General features: G+C 70.2%; 13 protein-coding genes and 1 pseudogene. 2 read left to right on the forward strand and 12 right to left on the reverse strand.

Translation table 11 applies throughout. From position 1 onward, the window contains the following. Positions 1-107 precede the first annotated feature (107 nt). A complete protein-coding gene (locus ASG40_RS11570; protein ID WP_055885516.1) occupies positions 108-407 on the forward strand; it encodes a hypothetical protein in 300 nt (99 codons plus the stop codon). 139 nt (positions 408-546) lie between these two features. Here the strand turns inward: ASG40_RS11570 and ASG40_RS22400 are convergent, their stop codons facing one another. The 6 genes and pseudogenes from ASG40_RS22400 to ASG40_RS11595 all read right to left on the reverse strand — a co-directional run bounded on the left by ASG40_RS22400 (position 547) and on the right by ASG40_RS11595 (position 10,416). Beyond that, entirely contained in the window at positions 547-669 is a 123-nt protein-coding gene (locus ASG40_RS22400) for a hypothetical protein (RefSeq protein ID WP_274533833.1), read from the reverse strand. A 152-nt stretch (positions 670-821) separates the two neighbouring features. After that, positions 822-2,795, reverse strand: coding sequence for a glycosyltransferase family 2 protein (locus ASG40_RS11575; RefSeq protein WP_055885519.1), 1,974 nt, complete (start codon positions 2,793-2,795; stop codon positions 822-824). A gap of 6 nt (positions 2,796-2,801) precedes the next feature. Continuing rightward, positions 2,802-3,989, reverse strand: a complete 1,188-nt coding sequence (locus ASG40_RS11580; protein ID WP_055886374.1) for a hypothetical protein — start codon at positions 3,987-3,989, stop codon at positions 2,802-2,804. A gap of 38 nt (positions 3,990-4,027) precedes the next feature. Continuing rightward, on the reverse strand, positions 4,028-5,443 hold the full coding sequence (locus ASG40_RS11585; protein ID WP_055885521.1) for an HlyD family efflux transporter periplasmic adaptor subunit: 1,416 nt from the start codon (positions 5,441-5,443) through the stop codon (positions 4,028-4,030). Positions 5,444-6,096: 653 nt separating this feature from the next. Further along, positions 6,097-6,299, reverse strand: a pseudogene (locus ASG40_RS22200) (IS630 family transposase); the annotation flags it as partial. Between the two features lie 67 nt (positions 6,300-6,366). After that, positions 6,367-10,416, reverse strand: coding sequence for a PAS domain S-box protein (locus ASG40_RS11595; RefSeq protein WP_055885527.1), 4,050 nt, complete (start codon positions 10,414-10,416; stop codon positions 6,367-6,369). 331 nt (positions 10,417-10,747) lie between these two features. Here ASG40_RS11595 and ASG40_RS11600 point away from each other — a divergent pair, with 331 nt between their 5' ends. After that, on the forward strand, positions 10,748-11,743 hold the full coding sequence (locus tag ASG40_RS11600; protein ID WP_156387684.1) for a right-handed parallel beta-helix repeat-containing protein: 996 nt from the start codon (positions 10,748-10,750) through the stop codon (positions 11,741-11,743). 4 nt (positions 11,744-11,747) lie between these two features. Here ASG40_RS11600 and ASG40_RS22405 read toward each other — a convergent pair whose 3' ends face one another. The 6 genes from ASG40_RS22405 to ASG40_RS11625 form a co-directional block, all read right to left on the reverse strand. Further along, the gene (locus ASG40_RS22405) at positions 11,748-11,876 is read right to left on the reverse strand and encodes a hypothetical protein (RefSeq protein ID WP_274533829.1); all 129 of its coding nucleotides are present in this window, start codon (positions 11,874-11,876) and stop codon (positions 11,748-11,750) included. A 103-nt stretch (positions 11,877-11,979) separates the two neighbouring features. Continuing rightward, positions 11,980-13,512 (reverse strand): acyl-CoA carboxylase subunit beta, encoded by a 1,533-nt coding sequence (locus ASG40_RS11605; protein WP_055885534.1) that lies wholly within the window; start codon positions 13,510-13,512, stop codon positions 11,980-11,982. 138 nt (positions 13,513-13,650) lie between these two features. Further along, the gene (locus ASG40_RS11610) at positions 13,651-14,445 is read right to left on the reverse strand and encodes an ATP12 family chaperone protein (RefSeq protein ID WP_055885537.1); all 795 of its coding nucleotides are present in this window, start codon (positions 14,443-14,445) and stop codon (positions 13,651-13,653) included. 49 nt (positions 14,446-14,494) lie between these two features. Then, entirely contained in the window at positions 14,495-15,157 is a 663-nt protein-coding gene (locus ASG40_RS11615) for an HAD-IA family hydrolase (RefSeq protein WP_055885540.1), read from the reverse strand. Positions 15,158-15,188: 31 nt separating this feature from the next. Continuing rightward, complete coding sequence (locus ASG40_RS11620) at positions 15,189-15,572, reverse strand: hypothetical protein (RefSeq protein WP_055885543.1); 384 nt, start codon at positions 15,570-15,572, stop codon at positions 15,189-15,191. Between the two features lie 122 nt (positions 15,573-15,694). After that, positions 15,695-17,134 (reverse strand): RluA family pseudouridine synthase, encoded by a 1,440-nt coding sequence (locus ASG40_RS11625; protein ID WP_055885546.1) that lies wholly within the window; start codon positions 17,132-17,134, stop codon positions 15,695-15,697. Positions 17,135-17,185: the final 51 nt, after the last annotated feature.

Genomic DNA, 17,185 nt, shown 5'->3' on the forward strand with positions numbered 1-17,185 from the left:
CGCATCTTTGGAACGCCGCCGCGGGCAAAGCTTGTGACGCCACGCTGGAGGAACAGGCCGAACCTTCCCTTGGTTGACGGTCACGAACACTCATCCAAGGACCACAGATGACCCTTCTTCGCACACTGGTTGCCGCCACCGCCCTTTCGACGCTCACGGCCGCCACGGCCCTGGCGGCCCCTTGTGCCGTCGGAACGACCACCAACAGCCAGGGCAGCCAGGCATCCGCCGACAAGAGTTCGAAGGTCGACGGCGCCTCCGATGCCAAGGTGACGCCCGGCGCGAAGGCGGAATCGCCCGGTACGGTCGGCGCGATGAACAACGTCGGCGCGAACACGCAGCCCGCCCCCGGCGAAAAGAAGCCTGCCGAGGGCCAGGTCGTGAAGCCCGGCAGCAACGACTGCTGAACCGCCACGTGACCGAACTCGCCGCCGGGTTCGATTTCCGGCGGCGAGGTCGAGGCTTTCCCGTGCACGCATGGGAGGTGGTCGAGAGCTCGTACAACCGATTGCAGTCGCTCTCGTGTTCTTCCTGAGTCAGAGGTCTTCAGCTGCCGGCCTCATAACCAGCCGCCGACGTTACGGCGAAGCAGACGGCGGCGAGATCGTTGGTCTCCACGCGGTCGTGGCGTGTGGCGATGCGGCAGAAGTCCTCGAGGCGACCGATCATCCGCCCGCTCGATGCCCCGCGTGTCCGTGGGCGAATGCGCCGCGATCCTTCGCAAGCTGCACCTCCGTCAGCCAAACCTGGTCTACTGGCTCCTCTCACAGATACCCCGAATCACACCCGCGCCGTTCGCGCCACCGTTATACGTCCGGACGCTAGGCCGCCTGGAAGCACCGGTGGATCAGGCCGCGCAGGGCCACCCGCAGGTTCGCGGTGCGGGCGATCGGGTCGATGTCGGTCGTGAACAGCCGCAGGATCAGGCTGTGGCGCTGGCGCCGGTCGGGCTCCAGTCCGACGGCAAGCGTCCCGTCGGCGGAGGCGGTGAGCCGCGCGGCGATCCAGCCCGCCGGCGCGACGTGCACCCGCAGGGCATCGCCGGGGACGAGGATGTCGGGGTCGCCCCGCAGCCGCAGGTGCGCCGTGGTCATCCCGAGGCTCGTCAGTGTCCCGTCGTAGGTGGCACCCCCGATCTGGATCTCGGCCGGTTCGTCGACGGCGAATTCCTCGGCGCCCCGCGGCCGCTCGAAGCAGACGAGGAAGGCGACGAAGGTGAACGCCATCGCGACGCCGGCCCAGATCAGGTTGAAGTAGTCGAGGGGCGAGATTTCGGTGGCTCCGACGGGCGAGACGAACGACCACACGATCGAGGCCGCCGAGAGCAGTGCGATCCCGCCGAAGCCCGCCGCCATGCGTCCGCGCACCGTCGAGACCGAGCGGTCGCCGCCCTTGTCGGTCACCTTGAAGGGCCGCCCGAACGGGCGGATCGCCGCCGAGACGAGCGTGACGGTGATGGCCAGCGCGGTCATGATGTGGGTCACCTCCATGAACAGCGGCAGGGTGCGCCGCCCGGAGACCCAGCCGCTGTAGACCCACAAAGCCAGCAGCGCCGGCAGGCCGTAGCGCAGGAACGACAGGTAGTCGGCATAGAAGGCCGGCATGTCGAAGAACCAGTAGATCGACGGGGCCACCAGCATCAGCACGATGAACGGCTTGCACAGCCAGTTCAGCACCCCGTGCAGGTAGTGCAGCCGCTCCCGCATCGCATAGCCGGGACCGCGGAACGGGCCCTGCTTCAGGAGCGCCACCTGGATCGTGCCGAGGCACCAGCGCGTGCGCTGGGTGATGTACTCCGGCAGGCCCTCCGCCGAGAGGCCGGCGCTGAGGCGCTCGTTCAGCCAATGGGTCCGGTAGCCGTGGCGCATCAGCGAATAGGTGAGGTTGATGTCCTCGCAGATCGCGTCGTGGGGGAAGCCGCCCATCTCGTTGACGCGGTCCCGGCGCACCAGGAACGAGGTGCCGACGCAGAAGGCGCAGCCCCAGGCGTCCTTGGCCGGCTGGAACACGTCGAAGAAGATGCGCTGGTCGTCGACCCAGGCGTCGGCGGCCATCAGGTTGTGCTGGATCGGATCGGCGTTGAAGAAGAACTGCGGGGTCTGCACCACGGCGCAGCGCGGGTCGTGGAACAGCCCCACCGCCCGCTTGAGGATGTTGGGCGCCACCGCGAAGTCGGCATCGAGCACGAGTATGATCGGCGCGTTGCTGCGTGTTTCGGTTAGGCGCAGGGCGTTGTTGAGGTTGCCCGCCTTCGCGCCCTCGTTGTCGGCCCGGGTGAGATAATTGGCCCCGACCTCCTCGCAGAAATCCTTGAGCCAGGCGCGGCGGGTGTCGTCGCAGACCCAGACGGTGACGTTGGGATAGTCCACGGCCAGGGCCGGGATGATCGACTTCTCGACCACGTCGAGGGGCTCGTTGTAGGTACAGATGAAGATGTCCACCGCCGGCCACTCGCCGCTGGCGGCGAGCCTGGCGCCCTCGCGGTCGGCCTCGGCCGAGCGATCCTTGAACCGGACCAGGATGACGATCGACATCAGCGTGTAGAGGATCGCCACCATCTCGAAGCCGAAGAACAGGTACGGCCACAGCTTGTCGAGGCCGGGCTCGATCCGCGGCAGCGTGTCGTGCCAGCGCCAGAGCGCGTAGCAGAGGATGAAGGTGGCGGTGACCGCGCCGAACAGGACGCGGGAGGCCGCGCTCGCCCTGTCGAGCAGGCCCGCCATCACCAGGATGCCGAGCAGGATGCCGAGATCCAGGGTGAGAACCGCGGCGACGTCGGTGGGGGCTTCGAACATCGTCGTCTACTCCGCGGTCCGGCCGGTGAAGGGGTTCCAGCCGGTGGCGGCGAGCGCGGCCCAGGCGGTCGCGCCGAGGTGCGGCCGGCGGAAGTAGAAGAAGTCCGGTTCCTTGCTCGCCGGGCCGATGGCGATACCGGTGGTGAGGCGGGCCACGTTCGCGGCGTAGAGGTATCCGGATGGCGAGACCTGCCCTGACAGCCCGTCGAGGAGCCGCATGGCCTCCGGCACCCTGCCGAGCGCCCGCAGGGTCAGTGCCGCCTGCGCCGTCCCCTCGATCCAGAGTCCGTCGCGATCCTCGTTGAAGTCGAAGCCGCCGGGCACCCCCATGTGGGCCTCGGCATAGGCGTAGGCGGCCCGCCAGGACGCGGGCGCCCCGAGAACGCCGATCAGCGGCCAGAGCTGGGTGTCGAGCGCGGTGTGAGCGATGGGCTGCAGGGCGCCGTCCGGCACGGTGCCGAGGCGGAACAGGCCGGGATCGGCCACGAAGGCCGCATCGAGGAAGCCGCGGGCGGTCTTCGCCGTGGCGGCGTCCTCCGGGCGGCCGTCGAGGCGGTGGAGCCAGGCGGCGACGGCGTGGACGTCGAGGTTGTGCTCGGTGGACTTCCAGGCGAGCGGCGTCTGCACCGGGTCGAACCCGTCGACCCCGCCCGAAAACCCTTCCGGGGGGCGGCGGTCGCGGGTGTGCTCGCCGATCCAGCCGAGCATCCGGCGCGCACCGGTCCGGTAGCCGCCGTCGGGGGCGGCCTGGTCGAGGGTGAGGAGCGCCAGGGCGGCCCAGGCGACGTTGCCGGTGGCGGTGCCGTCCTGGTAGGCGTCTTCGGCCCAGAGGTTCTTCTTAGCGTCCCACCAGCCCGGCATCGGCGGCGGTCCGTCGCCGACGGGGCCGGCGCGGTAGGCGTTGCGCACCCGCCCGTCCGAGAAGGTGCGGTCGTGGGACAGCCCATGCAGGAGGGCGTCGCCGATCCGCCGGGCGCGGGGGACGTCGCCGCAGGCCACCAGGGCGATGGCCGCCAGCGCGTTGTCGTAGGTGAAGGCCGATTGGCGCAGGGGAAGCGGCAATTCCGCCTCGCCCTCCCCCGGCCGGTAGCTGGCGACGAACACCGGGCCGGAGCCGGCCGCATCGACGCCCGCGCCGAGCGCCGCGCAGAGCGGCGTGGCGGTCGGGTGGCGCGGGCCGGCCGCCGCGGGCATGGCGGCCAGCATCAGGGCGACGGCGGCGATCCGCACGATCACCGCAGAGTCTCGGCCCGGCGACCGTCGTGGCCTTCGTCGCGGGCCGCATCCGCATCGCTCACCGGCGAGATCCAGGCGGCGACCCTGCGGATGCCGTGGGACATGGTGACGGCGACCTCGCGGACGTTCGTGCTGACGGCCGTCCAGCCGGCCTGCGCCTCCGGGCCGGTGAAGCCCGACGCCACCGCTTTCCACGCCACCGAGGCCGAGGGGATCCAGCCGTTCTCGCGGGTGATCGTCACCCACTGGCCGACGGAGCAGGGACTGGTGCGGGCCTGCGGCCGCGGGCGATCGGTGGATGCATCACCCTCGGCACGGTCGAGGCTGACGAGCACGTACATCTCGCGCCGCTCGGTCTGGGGGAACGGCACCGCGTATTGCTGGTCGGTCTTGTCGCTGGTCTTTGGCAGGATCTCGCTCACCCGGCCCGGCTGCGGCTCGCTCGAACCGGCGGACGAGATCGTCACCGGAGTGCCGACGGCGAGATCCTGCGCCTGACGATACGAGAAGATGCCCACCGCGAAGGCCTGCTCGCAATCGACCAGCGTGGCGACGGAATCGCCGGGATTGACGTGGCGCCCCTGCGCTGCGCCGAGGCTGAGGACGACGCCGCCGTTCGTCGCGCGCAACTGCGCGTCGGTGAGGCTGTCGAGGCGCTTGCGCTCCGCGTCGAGCAGGGCCGTCTGGGTCTTCAGGCTGGAGGTGAGCTGGGTCTCCTCGATCGCCAGGCGCTGGGCGTCGAAGGCGAGGTCGCGCCGCTTCTGCGTGAGGACGGCGAGGCTGTTGGACTGGTTGCCGACGAAGACGTTCTTGCGCACCGCGGCGAGTTCGGCGGACTTCTGCGCGAGCTTGGCGCTCTCGGCATCCTTGTCGAACCGGGCCGCCTCGAGCTTGTACTGGGTGGGGCGCACCAGATCGATGCTGGCGGCGTTGCGGTCGACCATCGACTGCTGGCGGTCGACCACCGCCTTGGTCGATTGACCCTCGGCGTTGGCCACCCCGACACGGGCCCTGGCCTCCGTCACCTCGCCTTCGAGCTTGGCCACGGTCTGCTCGACCTGCCGCTTGATCTCGGCATCCAGCGCCGCGACGTAGGCCTCGTCGGATTCCCGCTTCTGCCGGGCAGCGAGAAGGGAGCCGCGCAGTTCGGAGACCTTGCCGTCCAGGGTGATCAGGGTGGTGCGGTCGATGCGGGCGTTGTGGATGCGCGCCACGGTTTCGCCGGGCGCCAGCCGTTGCCCGATGCCGGGGGCGATCTCGGTCATCTCGCCGGCGATGGGCGCGGTGAGGAGGCTGATCGGCGCGTTGATCACCGCCCGGTCGGACTGGTCGGCCAACAGCGGCGGCAAGGTCGCCGTCGTCATCAGCAACGCCAGCACCGTCGCGACGGAATAGGCGGAGATGCGGACCATCCGCGTATGATTTCGGTTGTGCCCGTTGTGCGGCGCAACAAGAGGCCCCGCCGAAGCGGAGGTGGAGGATTTCGGGGTCATGGGGAGGGCCCTTGCAAGAAGAAACGGAAGTCCGGCGGGGGTGCGACAGTCCCGATGCTTCAAGGGTTGAAGTCGTTCGGGGCCACGCGCGTCGGTAGTGTTTCCTCGCGCTCTGCCGATGATATGGCGATTTCGAATCGCTCGACGTCGTGCAGATCGTTAACGGTAATACAAGTGTTCGATAAAATCAAACCGGTTATATTTATACGAAGTGAGCATAATTGATCAAGATTGACTTATATTGCCAGAAGCGATCCCGGTCTGAAGAGCGCATCGACCTCATAATATTCGGCGTTCATGTTGTAAGGCTGCGCTTTTACCAAAGCGCGCGATGCCATCCCGATCTCGACGACATCGCATTACCCAGGACCGGAAGCCACGGACGACATCGTTTCGTGCCGGCGCCGTGCCGACACCCGCTCACAACGGCGGTGCAGCAAAAACCGTTCCGTTAATAAAACGTTGCAATTTTACACTCAATTCTGGGGTGAAACCCTTCGTCGGTACAGTCCAACGCCCTTTGCGGGGCGGCCCGTCTCGGTTCGACCGCGCGCATGCCCCTTGCTCGGCCGTACTTTGCTGGGCACGGCGAGGCCGTGAGCGCTGTGCCGGCCGGCTCCGTCGAGGATGAGCACGGCGTGGGCGGTGGGATCGACGCTGCGGCCGATCTCGGCGCGGTGCGCGTTGATCGCCGAGGCGTCGCAGCGGGGTATGACGAGACCGGCCCCCTGCCCTTCTCCGGGCAGATCGCCGCGACGACGTAGGCGTCGCCCGTCGCCGGTGCGAGATCGGAAACGATGCCCCCCACGGGCGCCGTGATGAGCGCCCGTCGCCGGTGGTGGTCAGGACGCCTGTCGCACCGGTTGCGCCGCGACGGGGGTGCCGAGGTCGCGGTGCAGGCCGGCCATCGCGGCCAGCGCCAGGCGGCTCGCCTCTGCCGCCTCCTCGATGTCGCCCTGTGTCAGGGTGCCGGCCCGGCTGGCGCGCTCGAAGGCCCGGCAGGTCTCCGACAGGGGCGTGAACCCCAGCATGCCCGCCGAGGAGATGAGCCTGTGCGCGATCCCCGCCAGGTCGCGCTCCGGGTCGGCGAAGGTTTGGTGCGTGGCCGGTTCGAGCAGGAAGCCGGTCCTGAGGACGCCGTCGAGATCGCACAGCATCCGGGCGAGCTTCTCGCCCCCGAGCAGGTCCCTGAGTTCGTCGAAGGTCGCGCGGTCGACCGCGGCGGGGCCGGCCGCCGTGCCCTGTTCGGACGCGGTCCACCGGGCCACGGCCGCGAGCAGTTCCGCCCTTCGGAACGGCTTGCCGACGTGGTCGACCATGCCGGCCGCCTTGAACGCCGCCACCTGATCGGGCAGCACGTTGGCGGTCAGCGCCAGGATCGGGATGGTCGCTCGGCGTCCACCCATCGCGCGGATGCGGGCGGTGGCCTCCAAGCCGTCCATGACCGGCATCTGCACGTCCATCAGGATGACGTCGTAGAGGGTGCGCTGGGCCGCATGGACCGCCTCGGCGCCGTCGCAGGCGACGTCGACCTCGTGCCCGGCACCGGCCAGGACCGCCATGGCGATCTCCTGGTTCGTCATCACGTCCTCCACCAGCAGGATCCTGGCGGGGCGGTGCGCTGCGGCCGGATGGGGCGCGACATCGGCCGCCGCCGGTACCGAAGCGCCGATCGCGAGGTCCACCGTGAACCAGAAGGTCGAGCCCCCCCCCGGCCGGCTCTCCATCCCGATCCGCCCGCCCATCAGTTCGACGAGGCTCCTGCTGATGGCGAGCCCGAGTCCGGTTCCTCCGAAGCGGCGCGAGATCGAGCCGTCGACCTGGCTGAAGCGCAGGAACAGCCGGTCGCGCCTGTCCTGCGGAACCCCGATGCCGGTGTCGCCGACCTCGCAGCGCAGGTGCAGCGTGCCCGCCTTGCGTCTCTCCCCGCGCAGGGTGAGCACCACCTCGCCGGCGTGAGTGAACTTCACCGCGTTGTTGAGGAGGTTCAACAGCACCTGGCGCAGGCGGTTCTGGTCTCCCACCAGTGTCCGTGGCAGGTCCGGGTCGATGTCGGTCCGCAACGCGAGGGGCTTGTCGGCCACGAGGCCGCTGATCATCGCCATGGTGTCGGCCACGAGCGCGGACAGCGAGAACGCCTCCGGTTCGAGCTCGACGCGGCCGGCCTCGATCTTCGAGAAATCGAGGACGTCGTTGACGATGGTGAGCAGCGCGCGGCCCGAACCGAGGATGCGGCCGAGCTTGATCCGGTCCGGCGCGCCCTGCCCGGGCTCGTCCAGCAGCATCTCGGTGTAGCCGATGATGCTGTTGAGCGGGGTCCGGATCTCGTGGCTCATGGCCGCCAGGAAATCGGACTTCGCGGCATTCGCCGCCTCCGCCTCGATGCGGGCCGCTTCGGCGGCATGGCCGGCCTCGATCAGCACCGCCTCGGCGTGCTTGCGCCGGTCGACGTCGAAGTTCAGTCCGACCATGCGCAGGGGATGGCCCTGCGCATCGACATACGCGCTCCCGATCCCGTGGAGCCAACGGATGCCGCCATCGGGCAGCAGCACGCGGAATTCGGCCGAGTAGCTCTCGCCGGTCTCCACGGCGCGCCTCACCGCGGCCCACACGAGGTCGGCATCGTGGGGGTGGACGAGCCCGCTCCAGGTGTCGGCGGTCATCGTCGCCGGCCCGTCGCCCTCGAGCCCGTGCATGGCCGCGCTCTCGGGGGACAGGATGACCGCGGCGATAGCGCCGTCGGCGAACACCACGTCCCAGGTGCCCGCGCCGGCCGCCGTCTGCGCGATCCGCAACAGGTCGGCCGATTGGCGCAGGGCGTCGCGGTCGGTCACCGCGTCGTGGATGTCGAGGGCGGTCCCCAGCCAGTTCACAACCTCGCCGTCGCGCCTGATCGGAACGATCACCAGCCGGTGCCAGCGATGAGCACCGTCCTCCCCGGCCAGGCGCACGTCGGCCTCCCATCGACCGTCCGAGGCGATCGTCCCGTCGTTCCAGGCCCGCTCGATCGGAGCGCGGTCGTCGGGATGGTAGCAGGCCAGCCGATCCACGAAGGTGGTCCCGATCCGACCGTGGTAGGTCTCGAAGCGGCGGTTGGCATAGACCGTGTCGCGGCTGTCGCGGTCCATGATCCAGACCATCTGCGGCAGGGTGTCGGCCAGGATGCGGTAGCGGGCCTCGCTTTCGCGCAGGGCCTCCTCGGCCCGGCGACGCTGCGAGGTGTCGCGGACCGCAGTGATGAAGCCGTCCGGCCTGCCCCGGGCGTCCCGCTGGATCTGCAGCGAGGCCTCGACCCAGATCCAGCGCCCGTCCCGGTGGCGCAGCCGGCTCACGGCCACCGCCCGGTCGCGCTCGCCGGAGACGAGGCCCGCGATCATCCGATCGAACGCCGGCACGTCGTCGGGATGGATGCCGTCGCGCGGGCTCAGGCCGATCAGTTCTTCCGGGGCGTAGTCGATGAGGGCTCGGGAGGCGGGCGAGACGTAGGTGCGTCGGCCCTCGCGATCGAGCCGCACGATCATGTCGCTGGCGCTGTCGGCCATCTGGCGATAGCGCGCCTCGCTGATCCGCAGCGCCTCGGCCCTCTGTCTCCGGCTCGTGACGTCGCGACTGAGACAGACGAACCCGACGAGGCGGCCCGCGCCGTCGCGCAGCGGTTCGAGGAGGTCGCTCGCCCAGAAGCGCGTGCCGTCATTGTGCTGGCGCCAGCCTTCGACTTCCGCCCGGCCCCTCGCCCGTGCCGCCGCGACGATGGCCTTCGCCGAGGCGTCGGCCCGGTCGTCGTCGGGACGCAGGTGCGACAGATGACGGCCGACGATCTCCTCCGGCTTGTAGCCGAAGATGCGCTCGCCGCCGGCGTGCCAGTCGATCACGATTCCATTGGGGTCGAGCAGGGAGATCGCACAGACGGTCAGGCCTTCGACGATGAGCCGGGCCTGGCTTTCGCGTACCGCGCGTCTCGCCTCGCAGTCGGGCGGGTCGGTCACGTCCTCGGTGACGATGACGAAGGCGTCGGGCCGGTCGACGGCCGTTTCGCAGGTGGCACCGACCACGACGGATCGGATGTCTCCGGAGGGCCCGACGATCCGCGCCTCGTAATGGAAGCCCCTTCTCGCGGCACTCGCCGCGGCGACGATGGCGCGCGCCCGCTCGCGGTCGTCGGGATGATGGCGCAGGAGCATCTGGTCGAGGCCCGGCGCGGCCTCGTCGGGACCGAACCCGTAGATCCGGCGCGCCTCGGCCGACCAGGCCCGGTCGCCGGTCGGCCATTCGAGACGGATGTGCCCGACTTCCCCGAACCGTCGCGCCACCGGAAGGACATCGTCGGCCTCGGCGTCGGATGTCCGGCCATGCGGTTCTCCGGCATCCCGCGCCTTTGCGCTCCGATCGGGATGCGGACCCAGGGAATGGATTTGCAGGTGCGCCGAGACGACCGCGGCCAGATCCCGGAGGCGGCGGCGTCGATCGGCGCGGAACGTGCGTGCCGTCACGTCCAGGACGCAGAGCGTTCCGACCCGCAGCCCGGACTCCAGGGTCAGCGCGGCGCCGGCGTAGAAGCGGATGCCCGGTGGCCCGGCGACGAGCTTCAGCCGCGAGAAGCGCGGATCGCGGCTCGCATCCTCGACCACGAAGACGTCGTCCGACGCGATGGCATGACGGGAAAACGGGTCGTCCTTGCCAGCCCCGTCGAGGGACGGGCCGCAGACCGTCCCGAACCGGACCCGGTCGGCCGCGACCAGCGAGACCGCGGCGACGGGGAGGTCGAACAGGGATCTCGCGACCTGGCAGACGGCCTCGAACAGCGGGTCGTGTTCCGTGCCGACGATCCTCGGATCGCGGGAGAATCGCAGGCGCGGCAGCGCGATGGCAGCAATGGGGAGCTTATCGGACACTCCGACTGCGGTCCTTATCGACGGTTGGTCGGCCTCCGGCCGATGTCATCGAGCCGTCCGGGTCGAGCCCTATCATCGCCATCGCCGACTGAACACCGCGTCGTGATCGACCGGGCCGAGGGGGTGACGATCTCCCGGCGATACGGTTTCCGCTTGGATCGAGCGGGAACGGTATCACCGAGCCCGCGCGGCGCCTGAGCGAAGCCCATGTCCGCATCACGACGCGATCAACCGGAAATGTCATGAGACCAGCCGTGGCCGACGGCGTCGTCCATCGCCCGCTGGCGGCGAAAGCCGGTCTTCCGCCGCATTACGGGGGCAGGTGCAGGCGATGATCGCAGTCCCGTTCCTGGCCGCCCTGGTCGTGTCCGTTTCGCTCACCGCACCGGCGACGGCCTCGCCTCCCTGCGGCGCCGAGGCCAGGGCCCGGCTCCTGGCGCCGCCGGGTCCGGACGACGACACGGTTTCCCTCACCTGCTCGATCCGCCTGCGTCCCGGGGACCGGATCGCGCGCAAGATCCTCCTCGAAGGGAGTGCGGCCTCGGGCGTGACCCTCGATTGCGCCGGGGCGACCCTCGGCCGGACCGATCCCCCGCCGGCGTTCAGCGATTTCGCCGTGGAGATCCGCTCGCGCCAGCCGACCCCCGGCTCGCCGCACTGGGAGCGGCCGGTGGACGTGACCCTGCGCGACTGTACGATCCTCGGCAACGTCCGGATCTGGGGCATGGGGCTCAACGGCCAGGGCGATGCTGTGCGGCAATCCTCTCGCCGGCCAGGGCATACCGAACGGGCGCAGGGAGCGGCGCCGAGCCGGATCCGCATCCTCGATTCCCGCCTCACCGCGCTCGGGGCAATCCCGCTCTATCTGGCGCCCGGCGTCACCGGCGTGACCCTGTCGGGCTCGACGCTGGACGGCACCTCCTCGGCGGTGGCGCTGTATCTCGACGCCGAGAGCGGCGGCAACACCATCACGAACAACACCTTCGCGGTCTCGGCGGGCCGTGAAATGGTGGCGGTCGACGGTTCGGCCCGCAACACCATCACCGGCAACCGCTTCGTGCTCGGGTCTCGCGGCGGCATCCACCTCTACCGCAACTGCGGCGAGGGCGGCACGGTCCGCCACCAGACGCCGTCGGACAACCTCATCACCGGCAACAGCTTCCGCCAGACCGGCCTGTGGCGCTCCGAGCCCGTCAAGGTCGGCTCGCGCGGCGGCTGGGGCTGGACCATGAACTGCGACGCCGATGCCGGATATCCGTTCGGCAGCAGCCTCGACGACGACGACCATGCCACCGGCAACGTCGTCGAGGGCAATCGCGTGGAGTAGCGACCTACTTCTTGGCCGCCTTCACCGCCGAGCTGACCATGTCCTTGGTGGAGGGCGCTGCGGCGTTCGTCTTGGTCACGACCTTCTTGGGCTTCTTGGCCTCGCGGCTGCCGCGCTTGTTTTCCTGCGCCATGACGGTGTCCTCCGGTGGTTCGAGGGCGCGATCATGACATGCCGCGGCGATTCCTCGGCATGGAAAAGCGATGCCGCGAAACGCCGGCGCAGCGGCTCTGGCATCAGAGCGGGATGTTGTCGTGCTTCTTCCAGGGCTGCTCCATCGCCTTGGTGCGCAGCATGCCCAGCGCCCGGGCGATGCGCTTGCGGGTCGAATGGGGCATGATCACCTCGTCGATGTAGCCGCGCTCGGCCGCCACGAACGGCGACAGGAAACGATCCTCGTATTCGGAGGTGCGCGCCGCGATCTTGTCGCTGTCGCCGATTTCGCTGCGGAAGATGATCTCGACGGCGCCCTTGGCGCCCATCACCGCGATCTGCGCGGTCGGCCAGGCGTAGTTGAGGTCGGCGCCGACGTGCTTGGAGGCCATCACGTCGTAGGCGCCACCGAAGGCCTTGCGGGTGATGATGGTGACGAGCGGCACGGTGGCCTGGCTGTAGGCGAACAACAGCTTGGCGCCGTGCTTGATCAGGCCGCCGTATTCCTGGGCGGTGCCCGGCAGGAAGCCCGGCACGTCCACGAAAGTCACGATCGGGATCGAGAAGGCGTCGCAGAAGCGCACGAAGCGGGCGGCTTTTCGCGATGCGTCCGAATCGAGCACGCCGGCCAGCACCATCGGCTGGTTGGCCACGAAGCCGACGGTGCGGCCCTCGATGCGGCCGAAGCCGGTGATGATGTTGCGGGCGTAGGTCGCCTGGATCTCGAAGAAGTCGCCCTCGTCGGCGACGCGCCGGATCAGCTCGCCCATGTCGTAGGGGGTGTTGGGGTTGTCGGGGATCAGGGTGTCGAGGCCCTTGTCGAGGCGCAAGGGGTCGTCGAAGCTCTCGATCTCCGGCACGCCGTCGACGTTGTTGGCCGGCAGGAAATCGAGGAGGCGGCGGATCTGCAGGATCGCCTCGACGTCGTTCTCGAACGAGCCGTCGGCGATGGACGACTTCGTCGTATGGACCTTGGCGCCGCCGAGCTCCTCCGCCGTGACGACCTCGTTGGTGACGGTCTTCACCACGTCGGGGCCGGTCACGAACATGTAGCTGGTGTCGCGCACCATGAAGATGAAGTCGGTCATGGCCGGCGAATAGACGTCGCCGCCCGCGCACGGCCCCATGATCACCGAGATCTGCGGGATCACGCCCGAGGCCGCGACGTTGCGCTTGAACACCTCGCCGTAGCCGCCCAGCGCCGCCACACCTTCCTGGATGCGCGCGCCGCCGGCATCGAAGATGCCGATGATCGGGGCGCGCATCTTCAGCGCCATGTCCTGGACCTTGATGATCTTGGCCGCGTGCGTCTCGGACAGGGAGCCGCCGAACACCGTGAAGTCCTTCGAGAACAGGAAGACGGTGCGGCCGTTGACGGTGCCCCAGCCGGTGACGACGCCGTCGCCGGGGATCTTCTGCTTCTCCATCCCGAAATCGGTGGAGCGGTGCTGCACGAACATGTCGAATTCCTCGAACGACCCGTGGTCGAGCAGGAGTTCGATGCGCTCGCGCGCCGTCAGCTTGCCGCGCTTGTGCTGGGCCGCGACGCGGTTTTCGCCGCCGCCGAGGCGTGCCTCGGCGCGCCGCTCCTCGAGCCGGTCGAGAATGTCCTTCATGGTGGTCTGGCCTCGAGCACTGGAACGGTCACGACCTCACTCGCGCCGGTACAGGCATTGCCGGTACAGGCTTGGCGGTAAGGTCCTGGGTCGGCCTTAGCACGGGTCGCTCCGGTGGAAAACGGGCTGTGGGCTCCCTCAGCCGGCGTATTGCGCGGTCAGGGCGGCCGCCTCGAACTCCGCCTTGCGCATCGTCATCCGCGCCTGCGCCTCCTCATCCGGCCCCCAGACCGCCGCCTGGTAGGTCTCGTCCACATGGGCGGCCTCCCACGCCTCCTCCGGGCTAAGGCGGCCGCGCAGGACGGCGAGCGCGATCAGGAGCGAACCGGTGAGGGTCGTCATGGTGTGGAGGGCGGCGAGCCGGAACGGTCCTTCGGTCGCCGCGATCGCCTCCTCCAGGATGCGGATCGACCGCTCGGGCTGGTCGACGTGGCGCACGCCCTCGCTCAGGATGAAGCGGGCGCCGAGCGCCTCGTATGCCCAGTCCAGCACCGGGTCCCAGGCGGCGGCCTGCATCGCCACGAGGCGCTCGGGCTCGCCTGCCCGGTAGGCGACGAGGTCGGTGACGGCATAAGCCGCCAGATCCGCCACCACCGCCTCGCGGCGGGGGGCGACCCCGTCGATGGCGGTGTTGGCGAGACGGGTCAGGGGCATCCGTGCGGGGTCGATCACCGCGACCTGCGTCTGCCATTCCGCCGCCACCGCTTCGGCCAGGGCGCGTGTCGGCAACGTCAGCGGGTTCTTGGCGGGCGTGTTGGCGGAGCGCCCATCGAGGGTGAGGCGAAAGCCGCCCCCGGCGTCGGCGAATCCGGCCTGTTCGTAGAAGCGCTTGGGCAGGGCCGGACGCCCCCCTTCGCGCACCGCCTTCAGCGGATCGCGGGCGGAGGACGGATCGGGCTCACCGAGCCAGTCGGACAGGGTGTCGTCGTTCATGAAGGACCAGATCTGGGGGAACCGGATTTTCGACGGAGGACGAGGTGCCTCAGGCGGGCGGCAGGGGGCCGCCGAACAGGTCGGCGAGGGCTCCGGCATGGTCCACCACCGTCACCGCGCCCGCCCCGAACAGCGCGCCGGGGCTGTGATAGCCCCAGGCGACGCCGATCGCGGCGGCGCCGGCGCTCACCGCCATCGCCATGTCGTAGGTGGTGTCGCCGATCATCATCGTGGCCGAAGGCACCGCCCCGGCTTCGTCCATCGCCTGGCGCAGCATGGCCGGGTCGGGTTTGGAGGGCGCGTCGTCGGCGGTCTGGGTGGTGGCGAACCAGCCCTCCCAGCCGTTGGCGGCGATGAGATGCTCGACGCCGCGGCGCGACTTGCCGGTGGCGATGCCCAGGCGCACGTCGTTGCGCGCATGCAGCTTGGCGAGAAGGTCGCCCATGCCGGGAAACAGCGGCTCCTCGTAGTCCGGGTCGAGCCGCAGCGCGTTGAAGGCGCGCTTGTAGCTCTCCGACAACCCCTCGATCGGCCCATCCTCGCCCACGAGACGGCGGAACGCCTGCGGCAGCGACAGGCCGACCACCGAGAGCGCCTCGCGCCGCTCGGGGCACGCCAGCCCGTGCTCGGCGAAGGCCACGCCTTGAGCCGCAACGATGAGATGCTGGCTGTCGACGAGGGTTCCATCGACATCGAAGACCACGAGCCTCACGGTGCGTCGGGCCGATCGACCGCGACGCGCATCACGGCTGCCGGGCCGGTGCGGCCGGCGAGGCGGGATTGGCCCTCGGCCGCTCGTAGCCGAGCTTGCACCGCACCAGGAAGCGCCGCCGGGCGCCGCCGCGCAGGCCGCGGTTGTGCGATTGCCGGTTGCAGCTGGCGTAGGAGTTGCGCCGCCGCTTTTCCGGCCGCGCGCCGGGGAGGGGCCGCTGGACGGGCGCCGTCGCGGCCGCCGGCGGCGCGGCTTGGGCCGGTCGCTGCACGGTCGCGGGCGGCGTCACGGCGGGAGGCTGGGCGGGCGGGGTCTGCGCCGAGGCCTGCCCGAACATCAGCGCACCGACCAGCATGCCGCCGGCAAGGGCCGCACCCGTGAGGCGCGCGCGGGGGGGGATCGTCGGTCGATGCATCGGTACTCCGCCACAGGGCCGCCGAAGCGGGACCACGTCTGCGACCCGCCGGCCGCGAGGATACGGTATGCACGGCGATTGCCAAGCATGTTCCCGGCACCCTGCGGCATCGGGCCCGCCGGTCAGGCTTCGGGTGCCTCGACGATGGGGTCGTAGCGCGACGCATCGAACCCGAGCAGGTTCCAGCTCTGCGCCATGTGCGGCGGCAGGGGCGCGGTCACGTCCACCGGCTTTCCCGTGCGCGGATGCGGGATCACGATGCGGCGGGCGAGCAGGTGCAGCCGGTTCTGGATGCCGCCGGGCAATTCCCAGTTCTCGATGCTGAAGTACTTCGGGTCGCCGACGATGGGGTGGCCGATGTGCGCCGCATGCGCGCGCAACTGGTGTGTCCGGCCGGTCACCGGCTTCAGGGACAGCCAGGAGAGCTTCTGGGCGGCGTTGTCGACCATGGCGTAATAGGTCAGTGCATGGGCTGCCCCTTCGTCGCCGTGGCTGGCGACCCGCATGCGCGCGTCGGCGTCGGTCGGCTCCTCCTTGGCCAGATAGGTCGAGATCCGACCCTGGTGGACGCGCGGCACGCCGGCGGTGAGCGCCCAATAGACCTTGCGGGCCGAGCGGGAGCGGAAGCTCTTGGCCAGCGTCGCCGCGGCCAGCCGCGTCTTGGCGACGATGAGGCAGCCGGCGGTGTCCTTGTCGAGGCGGTGGACGAGGCGCGGCTTCTGGCCGTCCTTGCCGGTGAGGGCCTCGAGCAGGCCGTCGACGTGGCGCACGGTACCCGAACCGCCCTGGACCGCGAGGCCGAAGGGCTTGTTCAGGATCATCATCTCCGCATCCTCGTAGAGGATCAACGAGCGGATGAAGTCGGCGTCGTTCGCGTCCCGCGCGAGGCTGCGCGGGCGGTCCGCCACCGGATCGAGCTTGAGCGGCGGGACGCGCACGCTCATGCCCGGCGCGAGGCGGTCGTTGGGCTTGGCGCGCTTGCCGTCGACCCGCAGTTCGCCCTTGCGCACGATGCTCTGGACGCGGGTGAAGGGCAGCTGCGGGAACCGCGTGGTGAGGAACCGGTCGATCCGCATCTCGGCCTCGTCCTCCTCCACCACGAGGGTCTGCACCCCCGAGGCGAGGGTGGCGGAGGCGGCGGCGCGCTGCTCGCGCCGGGTCGGCCCCTCGGGGGCGGGCTCCTGCGCCGTGGCAGCGGCACGGCGCGGCCGCGGAGCGTCGGCGATCTCGGCCGCCTCGGCGCGAGGCGCACGGGTGCGGGGCGCCCGGACGGGGCGCGCCTCCGCCTCGGGGCCGGGATCGGGCGCATCGCCCGGGCGCCAAGGCGCACGCTTGGCCGATTCGTCGCCCCGGACCTGTGCGGCGCGCTGTGCGGCATCGAGGGCGCTGGTGCGCGGGCCCGTGCGCTCGCGGTCGGGACGTCGGAACGCCTCGGAACGCCCGGGCTTGCCCGGCCGGAACGGCTTGGCGCCACGGCCGGGGCCCGCGCGCTTGCCGCTGGCATCCTTGCCGCCGGCACCTTTGCGCCCGGCGCCGCCGCGTGAGGGTGGTCGAGTGGTCATCGCCCGCTGCTAGCACCCGCCCGGCGCCGCGACAAATCAAACCCGCCGCGC

The organism is Methylobacterium sp. Leaf399 (genome assembly GCF_001424525.1).
GTDB lineage: Bacteria > Pseudomonadota > Alphaproteobacteria > Rhizobiales > Beijerinckiaceae > Methylobacterium.

What these genes read in the sequence shown, in the direction of transcription:
- ASG40_RS11570 (WP_055885516.1), top strand. Translation starts at nt 108, where the DNA reads ATGACCCTTCTTCGCACACTGGTTGCCGCCACCGCCCTTTCGACGCTC.
- ASG40_RS22400 (WP_274533833.1), bottom strand. Translation starts at nt 669, where the DNA reads ATGATCGGTCGCCTCGAGGACTTCTGCCGCATCGCCACACGCCACGAC.
- ASG40_RS11575 (WP_055885519.1), bottom strand. Translation starts at nt 2,795, where the DNA reads ATGTTCGAAGCCCCCACCGACGTCGCCGCGGTTCTCACCCTGGATCTC.
- ASG40_RS11580 (WP_055886374.1), bottom strand. Translation starts at nt 3,989, where the DNA reads ATGCCCGCGGCGGCCGGCCCGCGCCACCCGACCGCCACGCCGCTCTGC.
- ASG40_RS11585 (WP_055885521.1), bottom strand. Translation starts at nt 5,443, where the DNA reads ATGGTCCGCATCTCCGCCTATTCCGTCGCGACGGTGCTGGCGTTGCTG.
- ASG40_RS11600 (WP_156387684.1), top strand. Translation starts at nt 10,748, where the DNA reads ATGATCGCAGTCCCGTTCCTGGCCGCCCTGGTCGTGTCCGTTTCGCTC.
- ASG40_RS22405 (WP_274533829.1), bottom strand. Translation starts at nt 11,876, where the DNA reads ATGGCGCAGGAAAACAAGCGCGGCAGCCGCGAGGCCAAGAAGCCCAAG.
- ASG40_RS11605 (WP_055885534.1), bottom strand. Translation starts at nt 13,512, where the DNA reads ATGAAGGACATTCTCGACCGGCTCGAGGAGCGGCGCGCCGAGGCACGC.
- ASG40_RS11610 (WP_055885537.1), bottom strand. Translation starts at nt 14,445, where the DNA reads ATGAACGACGACACCCTGTCCGACTGGCTCGGTGAGCCCGATCCGTCC.
- ASG40_RS11620 (WP_055885543.1), bottom strand. Translation starts at nt 15,572, where the DNA reads ATGCATCGACCGACGATCCCCCCCCGCGCGCGCCTCACGGGTGCGGCC.
- ASG40_RS11625 (WP_055885546.1), bottom strand. Translation starts at nt 17,134, where the DNA reads ATGACCACTCGACCACCCTCACGCGGCGGCGCCGGGCGCAAAGGTGCC.